At 61.3% G+C, this 15,545-nt stretch carries 16 protein-coding genes; 8 read left to right on the top strand and 8 right to left on the bottom strand.

Annotated elements, in window-relative coordinates:
* Window positions 1–19 precede the first annotated feature (19 nt).
* Together QM716_RS26180 and QM716_RS26175 are read left to right on the top strand one after the other, a co-directional pair.
* Window positions 20–535: a DUF4352 domain-containing protein gene (locus tag QM716_RS26180; RefSeq protein WP_283307112.1), complete on the top strand. Its 516-nt coding sequence runs from the start codon at window positions 20–22 to the stop codon at window positions 533–535.
* A complete protein-coding gene (locus tag QM716_RS26175) occupies window positions 532–1,014 on the top strand; it encodes a hypothetical protein (RefSeq protein ID WP_283307111.1) in 483 nt (160 codons plus the stop codon). Before QM716_RS26180 ends, QM716_RS26175 begins: the two co-directional genes overlap by 4 nt.
* Here QM716_RS26175 and QM716_RS26170 read toward each other — a convergent pair.
* Together QM716_RS26170 and QM716_RS26165 are read right to left on the bottom strand one after the other, a co-directional pair.
* Window positions 989–1,423 (bottom strand): OsmC family peroxiredoxin, encoded by a 435-nt coding sequence (locus QM716_RS26170; protein ID WP_283307110.1) that lies wholly within the window; start codon window positions 1,421–1,423, stop codon window positions 989–991. The genes QM716_RS26175 and QM716_RS26170 overlap by 26 nt on opposite strands.
* Before the next feature lie 98 nt (window positions 1,424–1,521).
* Complete coding sequence (locus QM716_RS26165) at window positions 1,522–2,745, bottom strand: TetR/AcrR family transcriptional regulator (RefSeq protein WP_283307109.1); 1,224 nt, start codon at window positions 2,743–2,745, stop codon at window positions 1,522–1,524.
* 341 nt (window positions 2,746–3,086) lie between these two features.
* Between QM716_RS26165 and QM716_RS26160 the strand changes: the two genes are divergently transcribed.
* The 3 genes from QM716_RS26160 to fadD5 all read left to right on the top strand — a co-directional run bounded on the left by QM716_RS26160 (window position 3,087) and on the right by fadD5 (window position 6,537).
* Window positions 3,087–4,076: an NAD(P)H-dependent flavin oxidoreductase gene (locus QM716_RS26160; RefSeq protein WP_283307108.1), complete on the top strand. Its 990-nt coding sequence runs from the start codon at window positions 3,087–3,089 to the stop codon at window positions 4,074–4,076.
* Entirely contained in the window at window positions 4,073–4,852 is a 780-nt protein-coding gene (locus QM716_RS26155; RefSeq protein WP_283307107.1) for an enoyl-CoA hydratase, read from the top strand. The genes QM716_RS26160 and QM716_RS26155 overlap by 4 nt, the downstream gene beginning before the upstream one ends.
* A 95-nt stretch (window positions 4,853–4,947) precedes the next feature.
* On the top strand, window positions 4,948–6,537 hold the full coding sequence (fadD5, locus tag QM716_RS26150; protein ID WP_283307106.1) for a fatty-acid--CoA ligase FadD5: 1,590 nt from the start codon (window positions 4,948–4,950) through the stop codon (window positions 6,535–6,537).
* Between the two features lie 56 nt (window positions 6,538–6,593).
* Here the strand turns inward: fadD5 and QM716_RS26145 are convergent, their stop codons facing one another.
* The 5 genes from QM716_RS26145 to QM716_RS26125 form a co-directional block, all read right to left on the bottom strand.
* Window positions 6,594–7,073 (bottom strand): nucleoside deaminase, encoded by a 480-nt coding sequence (locus tag QM716_RS26145; RefSeq protein ID WP_283307105.1) that lies wholly within the window; start codon window positions 7,071–7,073, stop codon window positions 6,594–6,596.
* 77 nt (window positions 7,074–7,150) lie between these two features.
* Window positions 7,151–9,694: an ATP-dependent Clp protease ATP-binding subunit gene (locus QM716_RS26140; protein ID WP_283307104.1), complete on the bottom strand. Its 2,544-nt coding sequence runs from the start codon at window positions 9,692–9,694 to the stop codon at window positions 7,151–7,153.
* A gap of 297 nt (window positions 9,695–9,991) precedes the next feature.
* Window positions 9,992–10,822, bottom strand: coding sequence for an esterase/lipase family protein (locus tag QM716_RS26135; RefSeq protein ID WP_502942153.1), 831 nt, complete (start codon window positions 10,820–10,822; stop codon window positions 9,992–9,994).
* 65 nt (window positions 10,823–10,887) lie between these two features.
* Window positions 10,888–11,808, bottom strand: coding sequence for an esterase/lipase family protein (locus tag QM716_RS26130; protein ID WP_283307268.1), 921 nt, complete (start codon window positions 11,806–11,808; stop codon window positions 10,888–10,890).
* Window positions 11,809–11,958: 150 nt separating this feature from the next.
* Window positions 11,959–12,297 (bottom strand): histone-like nucleoid-structuring protein Lsr2, encoded by a 339-nt coding sequence (locus tag QM716_RS26125; protein WP_283307103.1) that lies wholly within the window; start codon window positions 12,295–12,297, stop codon window positions 11,959–11,961.
* A gap of 184 nt (window positions 12,298–12,481) precedes the next feature.
* On the opposite strand from QM716_RS26125, the gene QM716_RS26120 reads away from it, so the two are divergent.
* The 3 genes from QM716_RS26120 to QM716_RS26110 all read left to right on the top strand — a co-directional run bounded on the left by QM716_RS26120 (window position 12,482) and on the right by QM716_RS26110 (window position 14,875).
* Complete coding sequence (locus tag QM716_RS26120) at window positions 12,482–13,288, top strand: DUF8017 domain-containing protein (RefSeq protein WP_283307102.1); 807 nt, start codon at window positions 12,482–12,484, stop codon at window positions 13,286–13,288.
* Entirely contained in the window at window positions 13,281–14,387 is a 1,107-nt protein-coding gene (locus QM716_RS26115; RefSeq protein WP_283307100.1) for a hypothetical protein, read from the top strand. Before QM716_RS26120 ends, QM716_RS26115 begins: the two co-directional genes overlap by 8 nt.
* A gap of 110 nt (window positions 14,388–14,497) precedes the next feature.
* Window positions 14,498–14,875: a hypothetical protein gene (locus tag QM716_RS26110; RefSeq protein WP_283307099.1), complete on the top strand. Its 378-nt coding sequence runs from the start codon at window positions 14,498–14,500 to the stop codon at window positions 14,873–14,875.
* 48 nt (window positions 14,876–14,923) lie between these two features.
* Here the strand turns inward: QM716_RS26110 and QM716_RS26105 are convergent.
* Window positions 14,924–15,545: amino acid--tRNA ligase-related protein (locus tag QM716_RS26105; RefSeq protein WP_283307098.1), on the bottom strand; the 622-nt coding region annotated here is incomplete at its 5' end.

Below are 15,545 nucleotides of genomic sequence, written 5' to 3'. Positions count from 1 at the left end.
CTCTCGAAAGGCGCACATCATGCGATCACTCCGCACTCCCCTAGCCCTCCTCGCCGTCGGCGCAGCCCTGTTCGCCACCATCGCCTCGGGCGAGACCGACGAAGCGAAGAAGGTCGACGACAACGGTTCGTCCGCCGCACCTGCAGCTGCCTTCGGCATCGGTGACGTCGTCGAACTGGGCGACTGGCGCGTCCAGGTACACGGCGTTGTCGATCCTTACGTCTCGACCAATCAGTTCATCACCGCGGATCCCGGAAACCGCTACGTCGTCGTCGACACCGAGGTCACCAACAACAGTGACAAGCCGTCGACGGTCTCGTCGATGATGTGCTTCGAACTGCAGGACTCGGCAAACAAGTCGTACAACATCACTTTTACCGACAGCAGCACGTCGAGTGTCGACGGAGAACTTGCGCCGGGTGCTGCCAAGCGAGGCGAATTGGCGTACGAGGTTCCCGAAGCCGCCGCCGGTCTGCGCCTTCAGTTCAAGTGCGATCTGTTCTCGTCCGGATCGGCAACCATCAACCTGTCGTGAACCGCCCGGGCGATCTGCTGCTGAGTCCGTGGGCGCTGGTCTCGGTGGCCGTCATCTTGGTCAACGACCACGTACTCAAAGGCGCATTCGGGAACACGCTGACGGGCAAGCTCTCCGACGTCGCCGGCGTGTTCCTGTTTCCCCTGCTACTTCTCTCGGTTCTCGAGGTGCTCAGGCGGACCCTGGTGGGGCGAGCAGCGATCGCCTGGTCCATCGCAGTCACGGGAATCGGCTTCGCCGCCGTGAAGGTGGTACCGCCGATCGGCGACGCGTACGAGTGGGTGATCGGGTTTCTCCGCCTGACCGCAGGAGGATTCCGCGGAGATCTCTTGCCGATCGTGGTCCTTCGCGATCCCTCGGATCTGTGGGTACTCCCGATTCTGTTCGCGAGCTACCTGGTCATCACACACCACCGCACTCGGGCGCCGGAGGGGGCGCCCGAGCACGAGATGATCAGTCCAGGGCCGCATCCAACGTGATGTCGACACCGGTCAGTGCCTTGCTGATCGGGCAGGTTTCCTTGGCCGCCTGGGCAACCTTGGCAAAACCGTCAGCCTCGAGGCCGTCGACCTCGGCGCGAACGGTGAGCTTGATTCCGGTGAGCTTGAAGCCGACCGTGTCGGGGCCGAGCGACACGTCCGCGGTGATGTCAAGGCTCTGCGGGGTTCCGCCGGCCTCGGCGATCAGCGCCGACAACTGCATCGCGTAGCAGGACGAATGTGCCGCGGCGATAAGTTCCTCGGGGCTGGTGGTTCCGCCGGCCTCCTCAGCTGCGCGCTTGGGGAACGACACGTCGAAGGTGGCGACGCCCGAGCTGGTGAGTTCCACCTGTCCCGATCCGGCTTCGAGGGTGCCGTTCCAGGCGGTGCGTGCGGTACGAGTTGGCATTGCTGTCCCTACTTCCGTCTTCACATGATTCGGTGAACGCCTTGCGATCACGAACCTACCCGCGATACGTGAAGTCACACCTACTGTTTCGGACTGCGCTACCCGAGGAGCGTCGCGGACAACAGTTTCTCGACGCGGGCCTGCGCGGAGTTCTCCGAGGAAAAGTGCACGATTCGGCCGATGTCGAAGACCAGTCCGAGCGCCGCGTGGACGAGGAACCGCGCTTGGACGATCGTCAACCCCGGCCGTGCCTCGACGCACAGGTGCGCCCACTCCTCGACGTTGAGCCGCTGAATGTTGCGCAACTCGGTCCGTGATCGATCCGGCAAGCTGCCGATCTCGGCAAAGTACACGGCCAACAGTTCGCTGGTCCCGAATGAAACCTCGACGTACATCTTCGCCAACGTCTCGACGGCCGCGAGAGGAGTCTCCGACTCCGCCAAGGCCGAACCCAACGTCATCGTCAGACGATCGGAAGCCCGGTGGAATGCCGCGGCAAGAAGATCGGACTTGCTCGCGAAGTGCCGATACACACTCGACGCATTGATACCCGCCGCAGCACCGATCTCCTCGATGCTCACGTCGTGGTAGCCGCGCTGATAGAACAGCAATACTGCTTCCTGAAGCAGCACTTCACGTTTCGACGTCCGCACGAGGCCGGGTTTGCGTTCGGGCACCTCTGCCTTCGCGCCGTCCTCCTCACCAACGGGCAATTCGACGCCGATGACAGACCAGCATGCTGCAAGAATCAGTGCTTCGATCTGCTTGGCGGACAACGCCGATCGATGCCCGGTGATACTGGCGATCACACTGAGCACTGCGGGCGCAATGAGTTCTACATCTGCCGGATCAAGTTCCGGACGCACTGCTGCCAGCGGCTCGGCAATCCGAAAATTGAGCGTGCGCATTCCCACCCGCAATTGCTCACGATCCTCGTCGACCAGGTACCGGCCCTCCCATCGGTAGAGCCCTCCCCGGCGCCGATTCTCGATCGTCGCGCGGATGACACCAACCATCGTGGAGTTCAACTGCTCGCGTGGATCTTCATTTCCGTGCACTGCTGGATCGCTGGCATCCAACAACGCCTGCGTCAGGTTGTTCACCGTGTAGACGAACAGCGCGTATTTCGTGGGGAAATGACGATAGAGGGCCGGCCCGGAAATTCCGACCTTTGCTGCGATCTCGTCGATACCGACCGCGTGGTAGCCACGTTCACTGAACGCCTCCGCGGCAGCGGCCGCGATTTGCGCCTTCCGATTCTTCGGACGCGTCCGTGGTGCAGGGTCACTGCCGCGCACGGAGACGCGTGTCTGTCCGGGCACCAAGCCCTCCACTTCCGTTGCTTTCCTCTTCCACTGCCTTCGTCCGCTGCACCGCTCTTTCACAGGCCCGAGTCCGAACGGATCATGGTAACCGTCACGAAAGTCGCAATTCGCGCCCGGTACAGCTTCACCCGAAACCCTACAACGCAGGTGTTGCGACGGACGGATTCCGCAAAAAGAGTCTTGACACCCGCTCTCACTCCGGTGTTATGTTAGTGACGATTCGCACAAACTTGCACGTAGTCCGCTGGCGGGCTCGTTCCCTGTGGCGTGGGGTTTTTCCTTGCCACCAAGAGGGTTCGACGTCGATAGACCGACCGTAAGAAAGTAGTTGTGAGCAGATGATTCGCACTCGCTTCACCGAGATGTTCGGCGTAGACCATCCAATCGTGCAGGGCGGCATGATGTGGGTAGGACGCGCAGAACTTGTTGCGGCCACGGCAAATTCCGGCGCCCTCGGGTTCCTGACGGGCCTCACCCAGCCCACACCGGAAGACCTCGTCAAGGAAATTGCTCGCACTCGCGATCTCACCGACAAGCCTTTCGGCGTCAATCTCACTATTCTGCCGTCGATCACACCGCCGCCGTATGCCGAATACCGCCAGGCGATCATCGAATCCGGAATCAAGATCGTCGAGACTGCCGGTTCCAATCCGATCGATCACCTTCCACATTTCAAGGACGCGGGCGTGAAGGTGATCCACAAGTGCACTGCAGTTCGTCACGCAGTCAAGGCCGAGAGACTGGGCGTCGACGCCGTCAGCATCGACGGTTTCGAATGCGCCGGGCACCCAGGCGAGGACGACATACCAGGGCTGATTCTGATTCCGGCTGCCACGCAGCACCTCACGATTCCCGCGATCGCTTCGGGCGGAATCGCAGATTCCCGCGGACTCGTCGCGGCGCTCGCGCTGGGCGCGGACGGAGTCAACATGGGAACTCGATTCATGTGCACCGCGGAATCCCCTGTAGCGCAATCGGTTAAAGAACAGATAGTCGCCAACACCGAACGCGACACCAAGTTGATCTTCCGGACCCTTCACAACACCGCCCGCGTGGCCGCGAACGCGATCAGCGCCGAAGTCGTCGACATCGAGGCACGCGGCGGCGCACAGTTCAGTGACATTCAGCACCTGGTTGCCGGAGCACGCGGGCGCAAGGTTTTCGAAGACGGCGATCTCGATGCAGGCATCTGGTCGGCCGGCCAAAGCCAAGGATTGATCGACGACATCCCGACCGTCGCCGACATGATCGACCGCATGGTCTCGGAGGCCGAACACATCATCACCTCACGTCTCTCCGGATTCGTGACAGCGGTGAGCGCGGCATGACCGCCACCGCCGAGACGGGCTTCCGCTCCGAAATCACCAACGGCGTACTGCGATTGACCTTCGACCGCCCGAAGCGGATGAACGCGATCGATCTGCCCACGATGAACGCTTTCGCAGCCGCCGTCCAAGACGGCGGCGCAGACCCGGCAGTTCGTACCATCGTCATCACCGGCTCCGGTCGAGCGTTCTGTACCGGCGCCGACCTCGCCGCAGCGGCAGTCAACCCTGCAGACCCGAAGGTCGTCATGGATGCGGCAACTTCTCTGATTCGCGCCATCACCAGCGCCCCTGTCCCGGTGATCGCTGCGGTCAACGGGCCGGCCGCCGGCGTCGGTGTATCCATCGCCCTGGCTGCGGATCTGACGTACGCAGCGTCGAGTGCCTACTTCCTCCTCTCGTTCGTCAACATCGGCCTGATGCCCGACGGCGGTGCCAGTGCGCTGGTACCGGCGGCGATCGGGCGTGCCCGCGCGGCCGAGATGGCGTTGCTGGGCGAGCGGGTTTCCGCCGAGAACGCAGAGCGTTTCGGGCTCGTGTCCCGCACCGTCTCCGACGACGCGTTCGACGCACACATCCAGTCGATCGCCGATCGCACGTCGAAGGCTCCCCGACGTGCCCTCGAACTCACCAAACGAGCACTCAATGCGGCTACGTTGGACCGCCTCGACGCCGCCTTGGAGCTCGAAAATACCGGGCAGGCAGAACTTCTCACCGGTGACGACTTCAAGGAAGGCGCGATGGCGATGCTCCAGAAGCGTGCACCACACTTCAAATGACCGCTGCGAATTTTCGTTAACAAAACCACTGTGCACATCGACGGCTCACTGTAGCCTGAGTCACACAATCACCCACGCATGAGAGGAACCCATCGATGGCCTCCACCGATGCAGTCTCCGAGGCGCAGCGTTCACGCCGCACCAACTGGAACAATCAGATCGCCAGGCATGCGCAGATGATTCCCGATCGCACCGCGCTGCGATTCTTGGGCGATTCCATCACCTGGAGCACCCTCGACGCACGCGTCGAGAAGCTGGCGGACGCCCTTGCCCGACGCGGCGTGAGCTTCGGCGACCGCGTGCTCATCCTGATGCTCAACCGCCCCGAATACCTGGAGGTTGTGCTCGCGACCAACGCGCTGGGCGCGATCGCTGTTCCGGTGAACTTCCGTCTGACGCCGCCAGAGGTCACTTACCTGGTAAACGACTCCGGCTCCAAAGTCATTGTCGCCGAGGGACCGTTGGCTCCGTTGGCCGGCGCCGCGCGCGCCGCGTCCGAGGGTATCGACATCTCCATCACCGTGGGCGCCCCCGCCGAGGGCGACAGCCTGAGCTACGAGGACCTGATCAGTGAAGAGGGTGAGAAGCACGCGTTCGTCGATATCCCGGACGACACTCCCGCTCTCATCATGTACACCTCGGGAACCACCGGTCGCCCCAAGGGTTCGGTACTTTCCCACTCGAACCTGTCTTCGCAAGCATTGACCTGTATCAGAGCCTTCCACTTGTTCAATGCCGATTCCATCGGCTTCTGCGCGTCGCCCATGTTCCACATCGCGGCCCTCGGTTCCATCGCACCGAACCTGCAACTCGGCACGACCACGGTCATCCATCCGGTCGGCGCGTTCGACCCGGGTCAGCTACTCGACATTCTCGAAGCCGAGAAGGTCACCAGCTTGTTCCTCGTGCCCGTGCAATGGCAGGCCGTGTGCGCAGTTCAGAAGGCGCAACCTCGAGCACTGTCGCTGAAGAACATCTCGTGGGGCGCCGCACCGTCGTCCGATACGATCTTGCGGGCAATGGCAGAAACCTTCCCCGACGCGTTCAATGTTGCAGTCTTCGGTCAGACCGAGATGTCGCCCATCACTTGTGTTCTCGACGGCGAGGACGCGATTCGTAAGCTCGGATCCGTCGGTCGGGTCATCCCGACCATTTCGGCCAGGGTCGTCGACGAGAACATGGACGACGTTGCACCCGGTGAAATCGGCGAAATCGTCTACCGCGGGCCCACGATGATGAGCGAGTACTGGAACAACCCCACCGCCACCGCTGACGCCTTCCATGGTGGGTGGTTCCACTCCGGCGATCTCGTTCGAGTCGACGACGAAGGCTTTGTGTACGTCGTCGACCGCAAGAAGGACATGATCATCTCCGGCGGAGAGAACATCTACTGCGCCGAGGTCGAAAACGTCCTCTACGAACACGAATTGATCATCGAAGCCGCCGTAGTCGGTCGCCCCGACGCCACGTGGGGTGAGGTGCCGGTCGCGATCGTAGCGATGGCGCCAGGTTCAACCGTGGACCTGACCATCGAGGAGCTGAGCATCTTCCTCAATGATCGGCTCGCGCGCTACAAGCACCCGAAGGACATCGTCGTCGTGGAAGCGCTGCCGCGCAATGCAAGCGGCAAGGTCGTCAAGGGTGAACTGCGAGAGAAGGTTCGAGCAGTCGACGCAGTTTCCTGAATTGACATGAAACGGGCGGCACCTCCACCGAGGCGCCGCCCGTTCGTGTGTGCCCGTCAAGCGCTCTGTGAATGCAACTTCCGATGCAGTTCTCGCACCTGCGGAACCAACTCGAGAACCGGGCCTTCGACCGGGATGTTCGGCGCAACCTCGTTGACGGACAGAGACTTCACCGGCGCAGGAGCCACACCCCATTCCGCGAGCCAGTCGCCGAGTTGAGCCGAGGAGCAGATGTAAACGATACGTCCAAGGCCCACCCACGCGTGCGCGGCCGAACACATCGCGCAGTGCTCGCCCGAGGTGAACACCGTTGCTGTGGAGCGTTCTTCCGGCGTCAGGTACTGGGCCGCCCACCGCGCCAGCTCGAACTCGGGGTGGCGAGTGTTGTCGCCGCCCGCAATCCTGTTTCGATCCTCCGCCAGAAAGGTTCCGTCGGCCGCTGCCAGGACGGAACCGAAAGGTTCGTCACCCGCATCCAATGCCTCCGAAGCCAATTCGACGCAACGACGCAGGTGACCCAGTTCGATGTCGTTCATGTGCGCATCCTCTCCCGTGATACACGAAACGGGCGGCACCGGTGAGGTGCCGCCCGTTCGTTACTTACTCTGCTGTACTACTCTGCTGCGCTTTCGCTTTCGCCGGCCTTGGTCAGCTCGATCGGCAGTGCGTCCGGCACGTCGATCGGCTTCTTGGTGGGCGTGAAGGTGAACTTCGCGTCCTCGCCCGAGCCTTCGCCGTCCCAGTTCTCGACGTCGACGAGCACGATGTGACCCGGTCCGATCTCTCCGAAGAGGATCTTCTCGGACATCTGGTCCTCGATCTCGCGCTGGATGGTACGACGCAGCGGCCGTGCACCCAGTACCGGATCGAATCCGCGCTTGGCCAGAAGCGACTTGGCCTTGTCGGTGACCTCCATGGCCATGTCCTTGTTCTTGAGCGCGGCCTCGACGCGAGCGAGCATCAGGTCGACCATCTGAACGATCTGCTCGTTCGTGAGCTGATGGAAGACGACGATGTCGTCGATACGGTTCAAGAACTCGGGACGGAAGTGCTTCTTCAGTTCGTCGTGAACCTTGAGCTTCATGCGCTCGTAGTTCGACTCCGTGCCCGTGCCCGAGCTGAAGCCCAGGCCGACTGCCTTGGAGATGTCCGACGTACCGAGGTTGGACGTGAAGATCAGCACCGTGTTCTTGAAGTCGACGGTACGTCCCTGACCGTCGGTGAGACGGCCGTCCTCAAGCACCTGCAGGAGGGTGTTGTAGATCTCCTGGTGCGCCTTCTCGATCTCGTCGAACAGCACAACGCTGAACGGCTTGCGGCGCACCTTCTCGGTGAGCTGGCCGCCCTCTTCGTATCCGACGTACCCGGGAGGGGCACCGAACAGACGCGAAGCGGTGAAGCGGTCGTGGAACTCGCCCATGTCGATCTGGATCAGAGCGTCGTCGTCGCCGAACAGGAAGTTGGCGAGCGACTTCGCGAGCTCGGTCTTACCGACACCGGACGGGCCGGCGAAGATGAACGAGCCCGAGGGACGCTTGGGATCCTTCAGACCTGCACGCGTACGACGGATCGCCTTCGAGACGGACTTGACTGCCTCTTCCTGGCCGATGATCCGCTTGTGCAGTTCCTCTTCCATGCGGAGCAGACGCGTGGTCTCCTCCTCGGTGAGCTTGAAGACGGGGATGCCGGTCCAGTTGCCCAGAACCTCGGCGATCTGCTCGTCGTCGACCTCGGCGATGACGTCCAGGTCTCCCGCACGCCACTGCTTCTCACGCTCAGCACGCTGAGCAACGAGGGTCTTCTCCTTGTCACGCAGGTTCGCGGCCTTCTCGAAGTCCTGCGCGTCGATCGCGGACTCCTTCTCGCGACGCGCGTCGGCGATGCGATCGTCGAATTCGCGCAGGTCCGGCGGTGCAGTCATCCGACGGATGCGCATTCGCGCGCCCGCCTCGTCGATGAGGTCGATCGCCTTGTCCGGCAAGAAGCGGTCGTTGATGTAGCGGTCGGCCAGCGTCGCAGCTGCCACGAGAGCACCGTCCGTGATGGAAACACGGTGGTGAGCCTCGTAGCGGTCACGAAGACCCTTGAGGATCTCGATGGTGTGCTCGACGGTCGGCTCGCCCACCTGAACGGGCTGGAAACGACGCTCGAGAGCGGCATCCTTCTCGATGTACTTGCGGTACTCGTCGAGAGTGGTGGCACCGATGGTCTGCAGCTCACCGCGGGCAAGCTTGGGCTTGAGGATGGAGGCCGCGTCGATAGCGCCCTCGGCCGCGCCCGCACCCACGAGAGTGTGCAGCTCGTCGATGAACAGGATGATGTCGCCGCGGGTGTTGATCTCCTTGAGAACCTTCTTCAGGCGCTCTTCGAAGTCACCGCGGTAACGGCTGCCAGCCACGAGCGACCCGAGGTCGAGCGTGTACAGCTGCTTGTCCTTGAGGGTCTCGGGGACCTCACCGTTGACGATTGCCTGAGCCAGGCCCTCGACCACAGCGGTCTTACCGACACCGGGTTCACCGATGAGAACCGGGTTGTTCTTGGTACGACGCGAGAGAACCTGCATGACACGCTCGATTTCCTTCGAGCGGCCGATGACCGGGTCCAGCTTGCCTTCGAGGGCAGCTTGCGTCAGGTTGCGACCGAACTGGTCGAGCACGAGCGAGGTGGACGGCGTGCCGGCCTCTCCGCGGGTGCCACCGGTTTCGGTGGGCTCCTTGCCCTGGTAGCCCGACAGCAGCTGGATGACCTGCTGGCGGACACGGTTGAGATCGGCACCGAGCTTGACCAGAACCTGGGCTGCTACGCCCTCACCCTCGCGGATGAGACCGAGCAGGATGTGCTCCGTACCGATGTAGTTGTGTCCGAGCTGCAGCGCTTCGCGCAGACTCAGCTCGAGGACTTTCTTGGCGCGCGGTGTGAAGGGGATGTGACCGGACGGAGCCTGCTGGCCCTGGCCGATGATCTCCTCGACCTGGCTGCGGACTCCCTCGAGGGAGATACCCAACGACTCCAACGACTTGGCTGCAACACCTTCGCCCTCGTGAATGAGGCCGAGAAGGATGTGCTCCGTGCCGATGTAGTTGTGGTTGAGCATCCTGGCTTCTTCTTGAGCCAGGACAACAACGCGCCGCGCGCGATCGGTGAACCTCTCGAACATCGCTCTCCCTCACACTCTCCGGCGGGCAGGTTCGAGACCGGATGTCTCGTCCCTGGTCGCCGCGTTTCGCTCCGGCACTACAGACTGATCGCCTCGCCGGTCAGCGGACTGACGTCCACGAATCGACAAAGGTTGCACGACCCCACTTATTACTCTAGAGGGCGCGAAGTCCACCTGCTGCTCCTCCACCCGATTGGCGGCGGAAGCCGGACTGCTTACCGTGCACAACGTCGCAGCTGAGGGAATCGTTTCCCGGTTCCTGTACGCCTGAAGCGAACAGCGATTTTCGACGCCTGATCAGCCGAATATCGGGAGTACCCGAGTGCACGGCACCTCACGCGGATTCGACGGATCCAGCGCGTTGAGCGTCAGAGTTGCTGTTCGCTGCGACGCCACCAGCGCGATGTGATCCGACAGGTCCTGTTCGCAACCGTCTTGAACAACTATGTTCGACGCGTTCGACGCGGCGAGTATTCCGCTGCTGTATGGAACGACCACTTGATCGAACCGAGTCACGATGTTGGTGTACTCGACGTCATCTGAGTAGACGCCGGCGTCGCGCAGTTCGGTCACGAAGGTGGCGTTGTCGAAATCCGGTCCGCCGACGCCTTCGGGCGGGCCGACCTCCGAGCCGTCCCACAACGGAGCGATGGAGACGATCTTGGAAACCTTCGCGTCGCCGCCGAGGAACTTGGCGTAGTACGCACTGACCGTCGTCCCCTGAGAGTGTCCGATCAGGTCGACCTTCGAGGCACCCGTCGACGAGAGGACGTCGTCGACGAATTCCGACAACTGCCCTGCGCTGTCTCCGAGTGGCGCGAGACCGCCGGCTGCGGAAATCGGCCACGGCTGGTCCGTTCGATTCCCGAATGTGAGCGCAAAAACGCAGTACCCCTCGTTGACCAGTACGGGTGCGAGTACGCCCCAATTGGTCTGACGGTTGGCCGCCGTCCCGTGCACGAGGACTACGGGATCAGGATGAGCAGCGGAAGGCTTGCACGAGAAATCGTTGGTGCCAGGAGCCGATCCGCCCGGGTTGATCGCTTCGCGGGCGATACCACTGAAGAAACCGGACGGAACGGGGAGAGGTTCGTTCGCCGACGCAAGAGGCGCGGCGGTCGCACCCATGGCCGCCGCCAGAACGAGAGCGCCCACACATGTTCTGATTCCCACCGAAGGCCTCCACACGTTGCTCAACCCACGACGGGCAACACCGAGTTGCACGGTACCGGCCGCTGATGCGCGGGGTCGAGTGCATTGAGAGCAAAAGTCGCGGCGCGCAGCGATGCCGCGATGGCGAGGTGATCGGAGATGTCTTGCTCACAACCGTCCTGGACGACGATGTTGGTGGCGTTCGGCCCGGACTCGAGACCATTTGTATACGGCAGCACCAGTTCGTCGTAGCGCGTCGTGATGTTCGTGTAGTGAACGCCCGGCGCGTAAACGCCTCCCGCACGGAGATTTTCGATGAACTCCGAACCTGCCCCCATGTTCAGACACGCCTTGCAGATCGGGAATCCGGCCTGTGCTGCCTCGGATGCCCCGAGTTCGCGAAGGCTGCGGCCGATACTTGCCTGCTCGTTTCCGAGCGTTCCCTTCCACAGCGACGCCACCGAGACGATGTTGTCCACTTTGTCAGCACCGCCGAGGAACTTCGCGTAGTACCCGTTGATGATCGTGCCTTGCGAATGTCCGATGAGATCCACCGACGTTGCGCCGGTAGCACCGAGAACTTGATCGACGAAATTCGACAATTGTGCTGCACTGGAAGGAATTTCCTGCATTCCCCCGATAGCCGACAACGGCCACGGCTGCTCGGGGAAGTTGCCGTACGTCAGGGCGAAGACGCAGTAGCCCTCATTGGCGAGCAACGGCGCATAGGTGGCCCAGTTGGTCTGCCTGTTTCCACCCGTTCCGTGAACGAGCACAACCGGATTGGGATGTTCAGCAGTCGGTTTACACGAAAAGTCATTGGATCCGGGAGCCGAACCACCAGGATTTCCCAACTCCTGAGGAACGCCGGCGAGGAATGCATTCGGCACGGGCAATGGAGCCTGGGCCGATGCCACCGAGGTGAAACCGATGGACGCCACCGAGGTGAAACCGATGAGCATCACCGCGGCAAGAACCGCTCCCCCGAACAACCTGATTCTGTGCACGACCGACTCCTCTACGAGAGATGCGAACCGTGCAGACGCTAACAAACTAGAACGCGTTATCAATCCGTTTCGGGAAAATGCGCCCGAACCCATTCGCGATCCATTTCAGACGGCCTTTTCGTAGGCTCGGCGCACCTCGGTGGAAATGCGTCCCCGGGCCGAGATCTCGAAACCGGCTCCCTTGGCCCATTCACGGATGGCCGCACTCTGATCGCGGTCGGCAACGGGACGGGATTTGGTCACCGACCCGTTGACCGATTTGGCGGAATTCGACTTTCTTGCATGGGGGATCCACTTTTTCAACGCATCGCGCAGTTCCGCGGCGTTGGCGGCGGTCAGATCGATTTCATACGCAACTCCGTCGACGGAAAACTCGACAGTTTCGTCAGCGGGCGATTTCTTGTCCAGATCGTCAACCATCGTGACAACAACCTTTTTCACCACGACCAATCCTCCCCAGATCCTTCGATAAGCAGCGACAATAGCACCTGGACAAACGTCCCGTCTCGGCTGATCCGGACGATTGGGACTGCTCGCCGCCGGGTATGCCAGTCGACTTGTCTTGCGGCAAGGACAGTGCCGATACACTCTTTGCGACGCATCGGGGGATGCATCCAGAGGGGGAATCATGACAGAAAACGGCTCGAGAAAAGACCTCTACCGAGCGCTACTCCGAATCGGCGGAGCCATCGCCGGACTCTACGCATTCTTTTTCATCATGGGACAGATCAGCAACGCACACACCGACGAACTCCCGCCAGCGGAATCACTCGCAACCGCACTTGCCCCACCCGTCAACACCACAAGCACAACGCCGCCCCCACCACTGCCACCGGGATTCCCATCACTGGATCGACCACCACCCAAAATCGAGGTCGAACCCGGCCAACCCCAACCCATAGCCACCAAATTCGGCCTCACATACGACATCCCGGCCGACTGGCGGAATGGATTCTCGGCGGTGGCCGGGTGGAACACATCAGAAGGATTGATCACCTTCGGTGCGATCGGCGAGTATGCCTACGATTTCTGCGAGGCTTCCGACGGCGCAAAACTTGCGATGACTGGAGCGACTGGACGGAACGGCGTCGATATCGACACCGCAGCACAAGAATGGGTCTACAAGGCACCGGCGATCTTCGCCGACAAAAAAGGCAACACCGCCAACATCGCATACAGCCAGCCCACCGAATTCGCCATTTCTGGACGCCCCGCAATCCGGTACACCGCAACCGCAACCAGTATCCCGGCGGACAACGAATGCGATCCATCTTCAGCAACATTCGACATCGTCGCGACATCCAGCTATGCCACAGCCGAAGTCATGATTTTCATGATCCGCATCGACGACGGGTTCAAGAACTCTCTCGCTCACGGCATTGCAGACCAGATAATCGCGACAATTCGACAGACAGAGAATCCCACTCATGGTTGAAGTATTTCGTTCCGACCCCATGATGCTTGCAGGACTCTCGAAACTTGCTACTCAGATCGGCCAGGACGCGGGCGTCGGCTGCCGCTTGGTATTGCACCACACCGCTCCGTTCGGAGATTTTGATGGCGAGTTGATGCGACTACTCTCATCGCCACTCCAGGCGTACACCGATGTCACCTATCGCCGCTATGCCAACTTGGCATCCGATTGCGCTACTACCGGTATGCATCTCAATCGCGCTGCGTGGATGTACCACGATCAAGAGAAGCGAAACTACGATGCGCTGAACGCGCACAGTGAAATGTCAATTGTGGACATGTCGCCCCACAATTCCGAGAATCCAATATCTGGCCCCGCCGTGCCGTACGACAGTCCAGCAGAGTTCAAGCCGGCAAACGCCGTCGACTTTCCACCACCCCAGTCTGCGACCGACGACATCCGAAAGGTCATCGCAGAATCTGCGGGGTGGGTGGGAGACGTCGACAACGGATTCAAGATTGTGACCGGATGGAGCCCGCTGGAACGACTGATCGCACCGCTGAGCGGTAATTGGAACGAGCTCAAACGGATCGGCGACGCGTACAAAACTGGTGGCGACGGCATCGAAAAATGCGGCTTGAATCTCGAAGACGGAACGAAGCGAGTCGGCGAGAGCTGGGACGGCCTGGCCGCCCAGTCGTTCGACGAATACTCACGCAAACTGTCGGAAGCCTTGAAATGGGAAGGCCCACACGGCCGTGTCGTCAAAGAGGTTCTGTACGTTCTCTCAGATCAGATCCGACGCGGCGTCGAAGCAGCCCTTCGATTCTTGGAACGAGAACTCGAGGACCAGGTTCGAGTAACCGATGGGACATCGGCGATGAAATGGGTTCTTCGCCGAGTTCCGTATGCCGGACCATCCATCATCACGGTAGAACTGGTCAGCGCAGCATTCTCGACCGCACAGAAAGTTCAGGAAATTGTCGACGATATCCGAGTCCTGGTCGAGTGTTTGAAGGAGTTCCTCGATCTCGTCACCTCACCATCCGGCAAGCTGAGCGAGATGTCCGAACGGTTACTCGCACCGGTCGTGGACACACTCGACGACGCGAAGAAGTAGACTGAACTGGGCCTGTCGATCGCCGGTGTCGCGGACGCGGAGGGCGTGTTGAATACGCCGAAGACCGGCTACAACCCGGGGACCGGTCGCGATCCGTGGGCTGATGCCGTATGAACTGCGAGATACCTCCCGAGCTGCGCAGCAGCTACGACAAGATCATGAAAGCAGCGGCCGCAGTAGACGATGCAGCGATCAAGTTGGACCGGGTCACGGACGGAGACTGGGACTCCGGGATCGATGTCACCGACCACTTGCTGAACTTTCTCGCCTACAGACCCGAAGCCTCAGCCGAACTTCGCCACTATGCAGCGCGGGTGTCGGCAGGCGAATGCCGTTGGGAACAAATCGAATCCCAACTACGAGCGCTCCCCGCTGAACTGGTCGAGCTGAAGAACTCACCCAGATTCATCTGGTTCTCCGCACCACCGATATCTGACGTGGACGAAGACTACGAACCGTACCGAATCCCTTGGGAGCGTCCCAACTGAAAAAGGTTCGGCCGCAACATGTGCGGCCGAACCTTGATCGAAGTAAAGCTAGCGAGCGGAAGGACGGACGATCGGGAAGAGGATCGTCTCGCGAATACCGAGGCCGGTCAAAGCCATCAGCAGTCGATCGATTCCCATGCCGGTGCCCGTTGTAGGCGGCATGCCCTGTTCCATCGCGGCGAGGAACTCCTCGTCCAGCACCATCGCTTCGTCATCGCCGGCCGACGCGAGGCGGGCCTGATCGACAAAGCGCTCACGCTGGATGACCGGGTCGACAAGTTCGGAGTAGCCGGTCGCCAACTCGAATCCGCGGATGTACAGGTCCCACTTCTCGGTGACACCCTTCTTGCTGCGGTGATCACGGGTCAGGGGCGACGTCTCGACCGGGAAGTCACGAACAAACGTCGGCACGTACAGCTGATCGCCGCACTGGTGCTCCCACAGCTCCTCGACAAGCTTTCCGTGGCCATAACCCTTGTCCTTGGGAACCTCGAGGCCGACCTTCTCCGCCAAAGCGAGAAGCTCGTCGACCGTCGTATCCGGGGTGACCTCGGTGCCGATGGCCGCCGACAACGACGGGTACATCTCGAGGACCTGCCACTCGCCACTGATGTAGTACTCGGAACCGTCGGCGAGAGTGAGGACCTGCGTGCCGAATGCCTCCTGCGCA

The organism is Rhodococcus sp. IEGM 1409 (assembly GCF_030056735.1).
Lineage (GTDB): Bacteria > Actinomycetota > Actinomycetes > Mycobacteriales > Mycobacteriaceae > Rhodococcus_F.
This window is presented reverse-complemented; position numbering and strand designations above follow the sequence as displayed.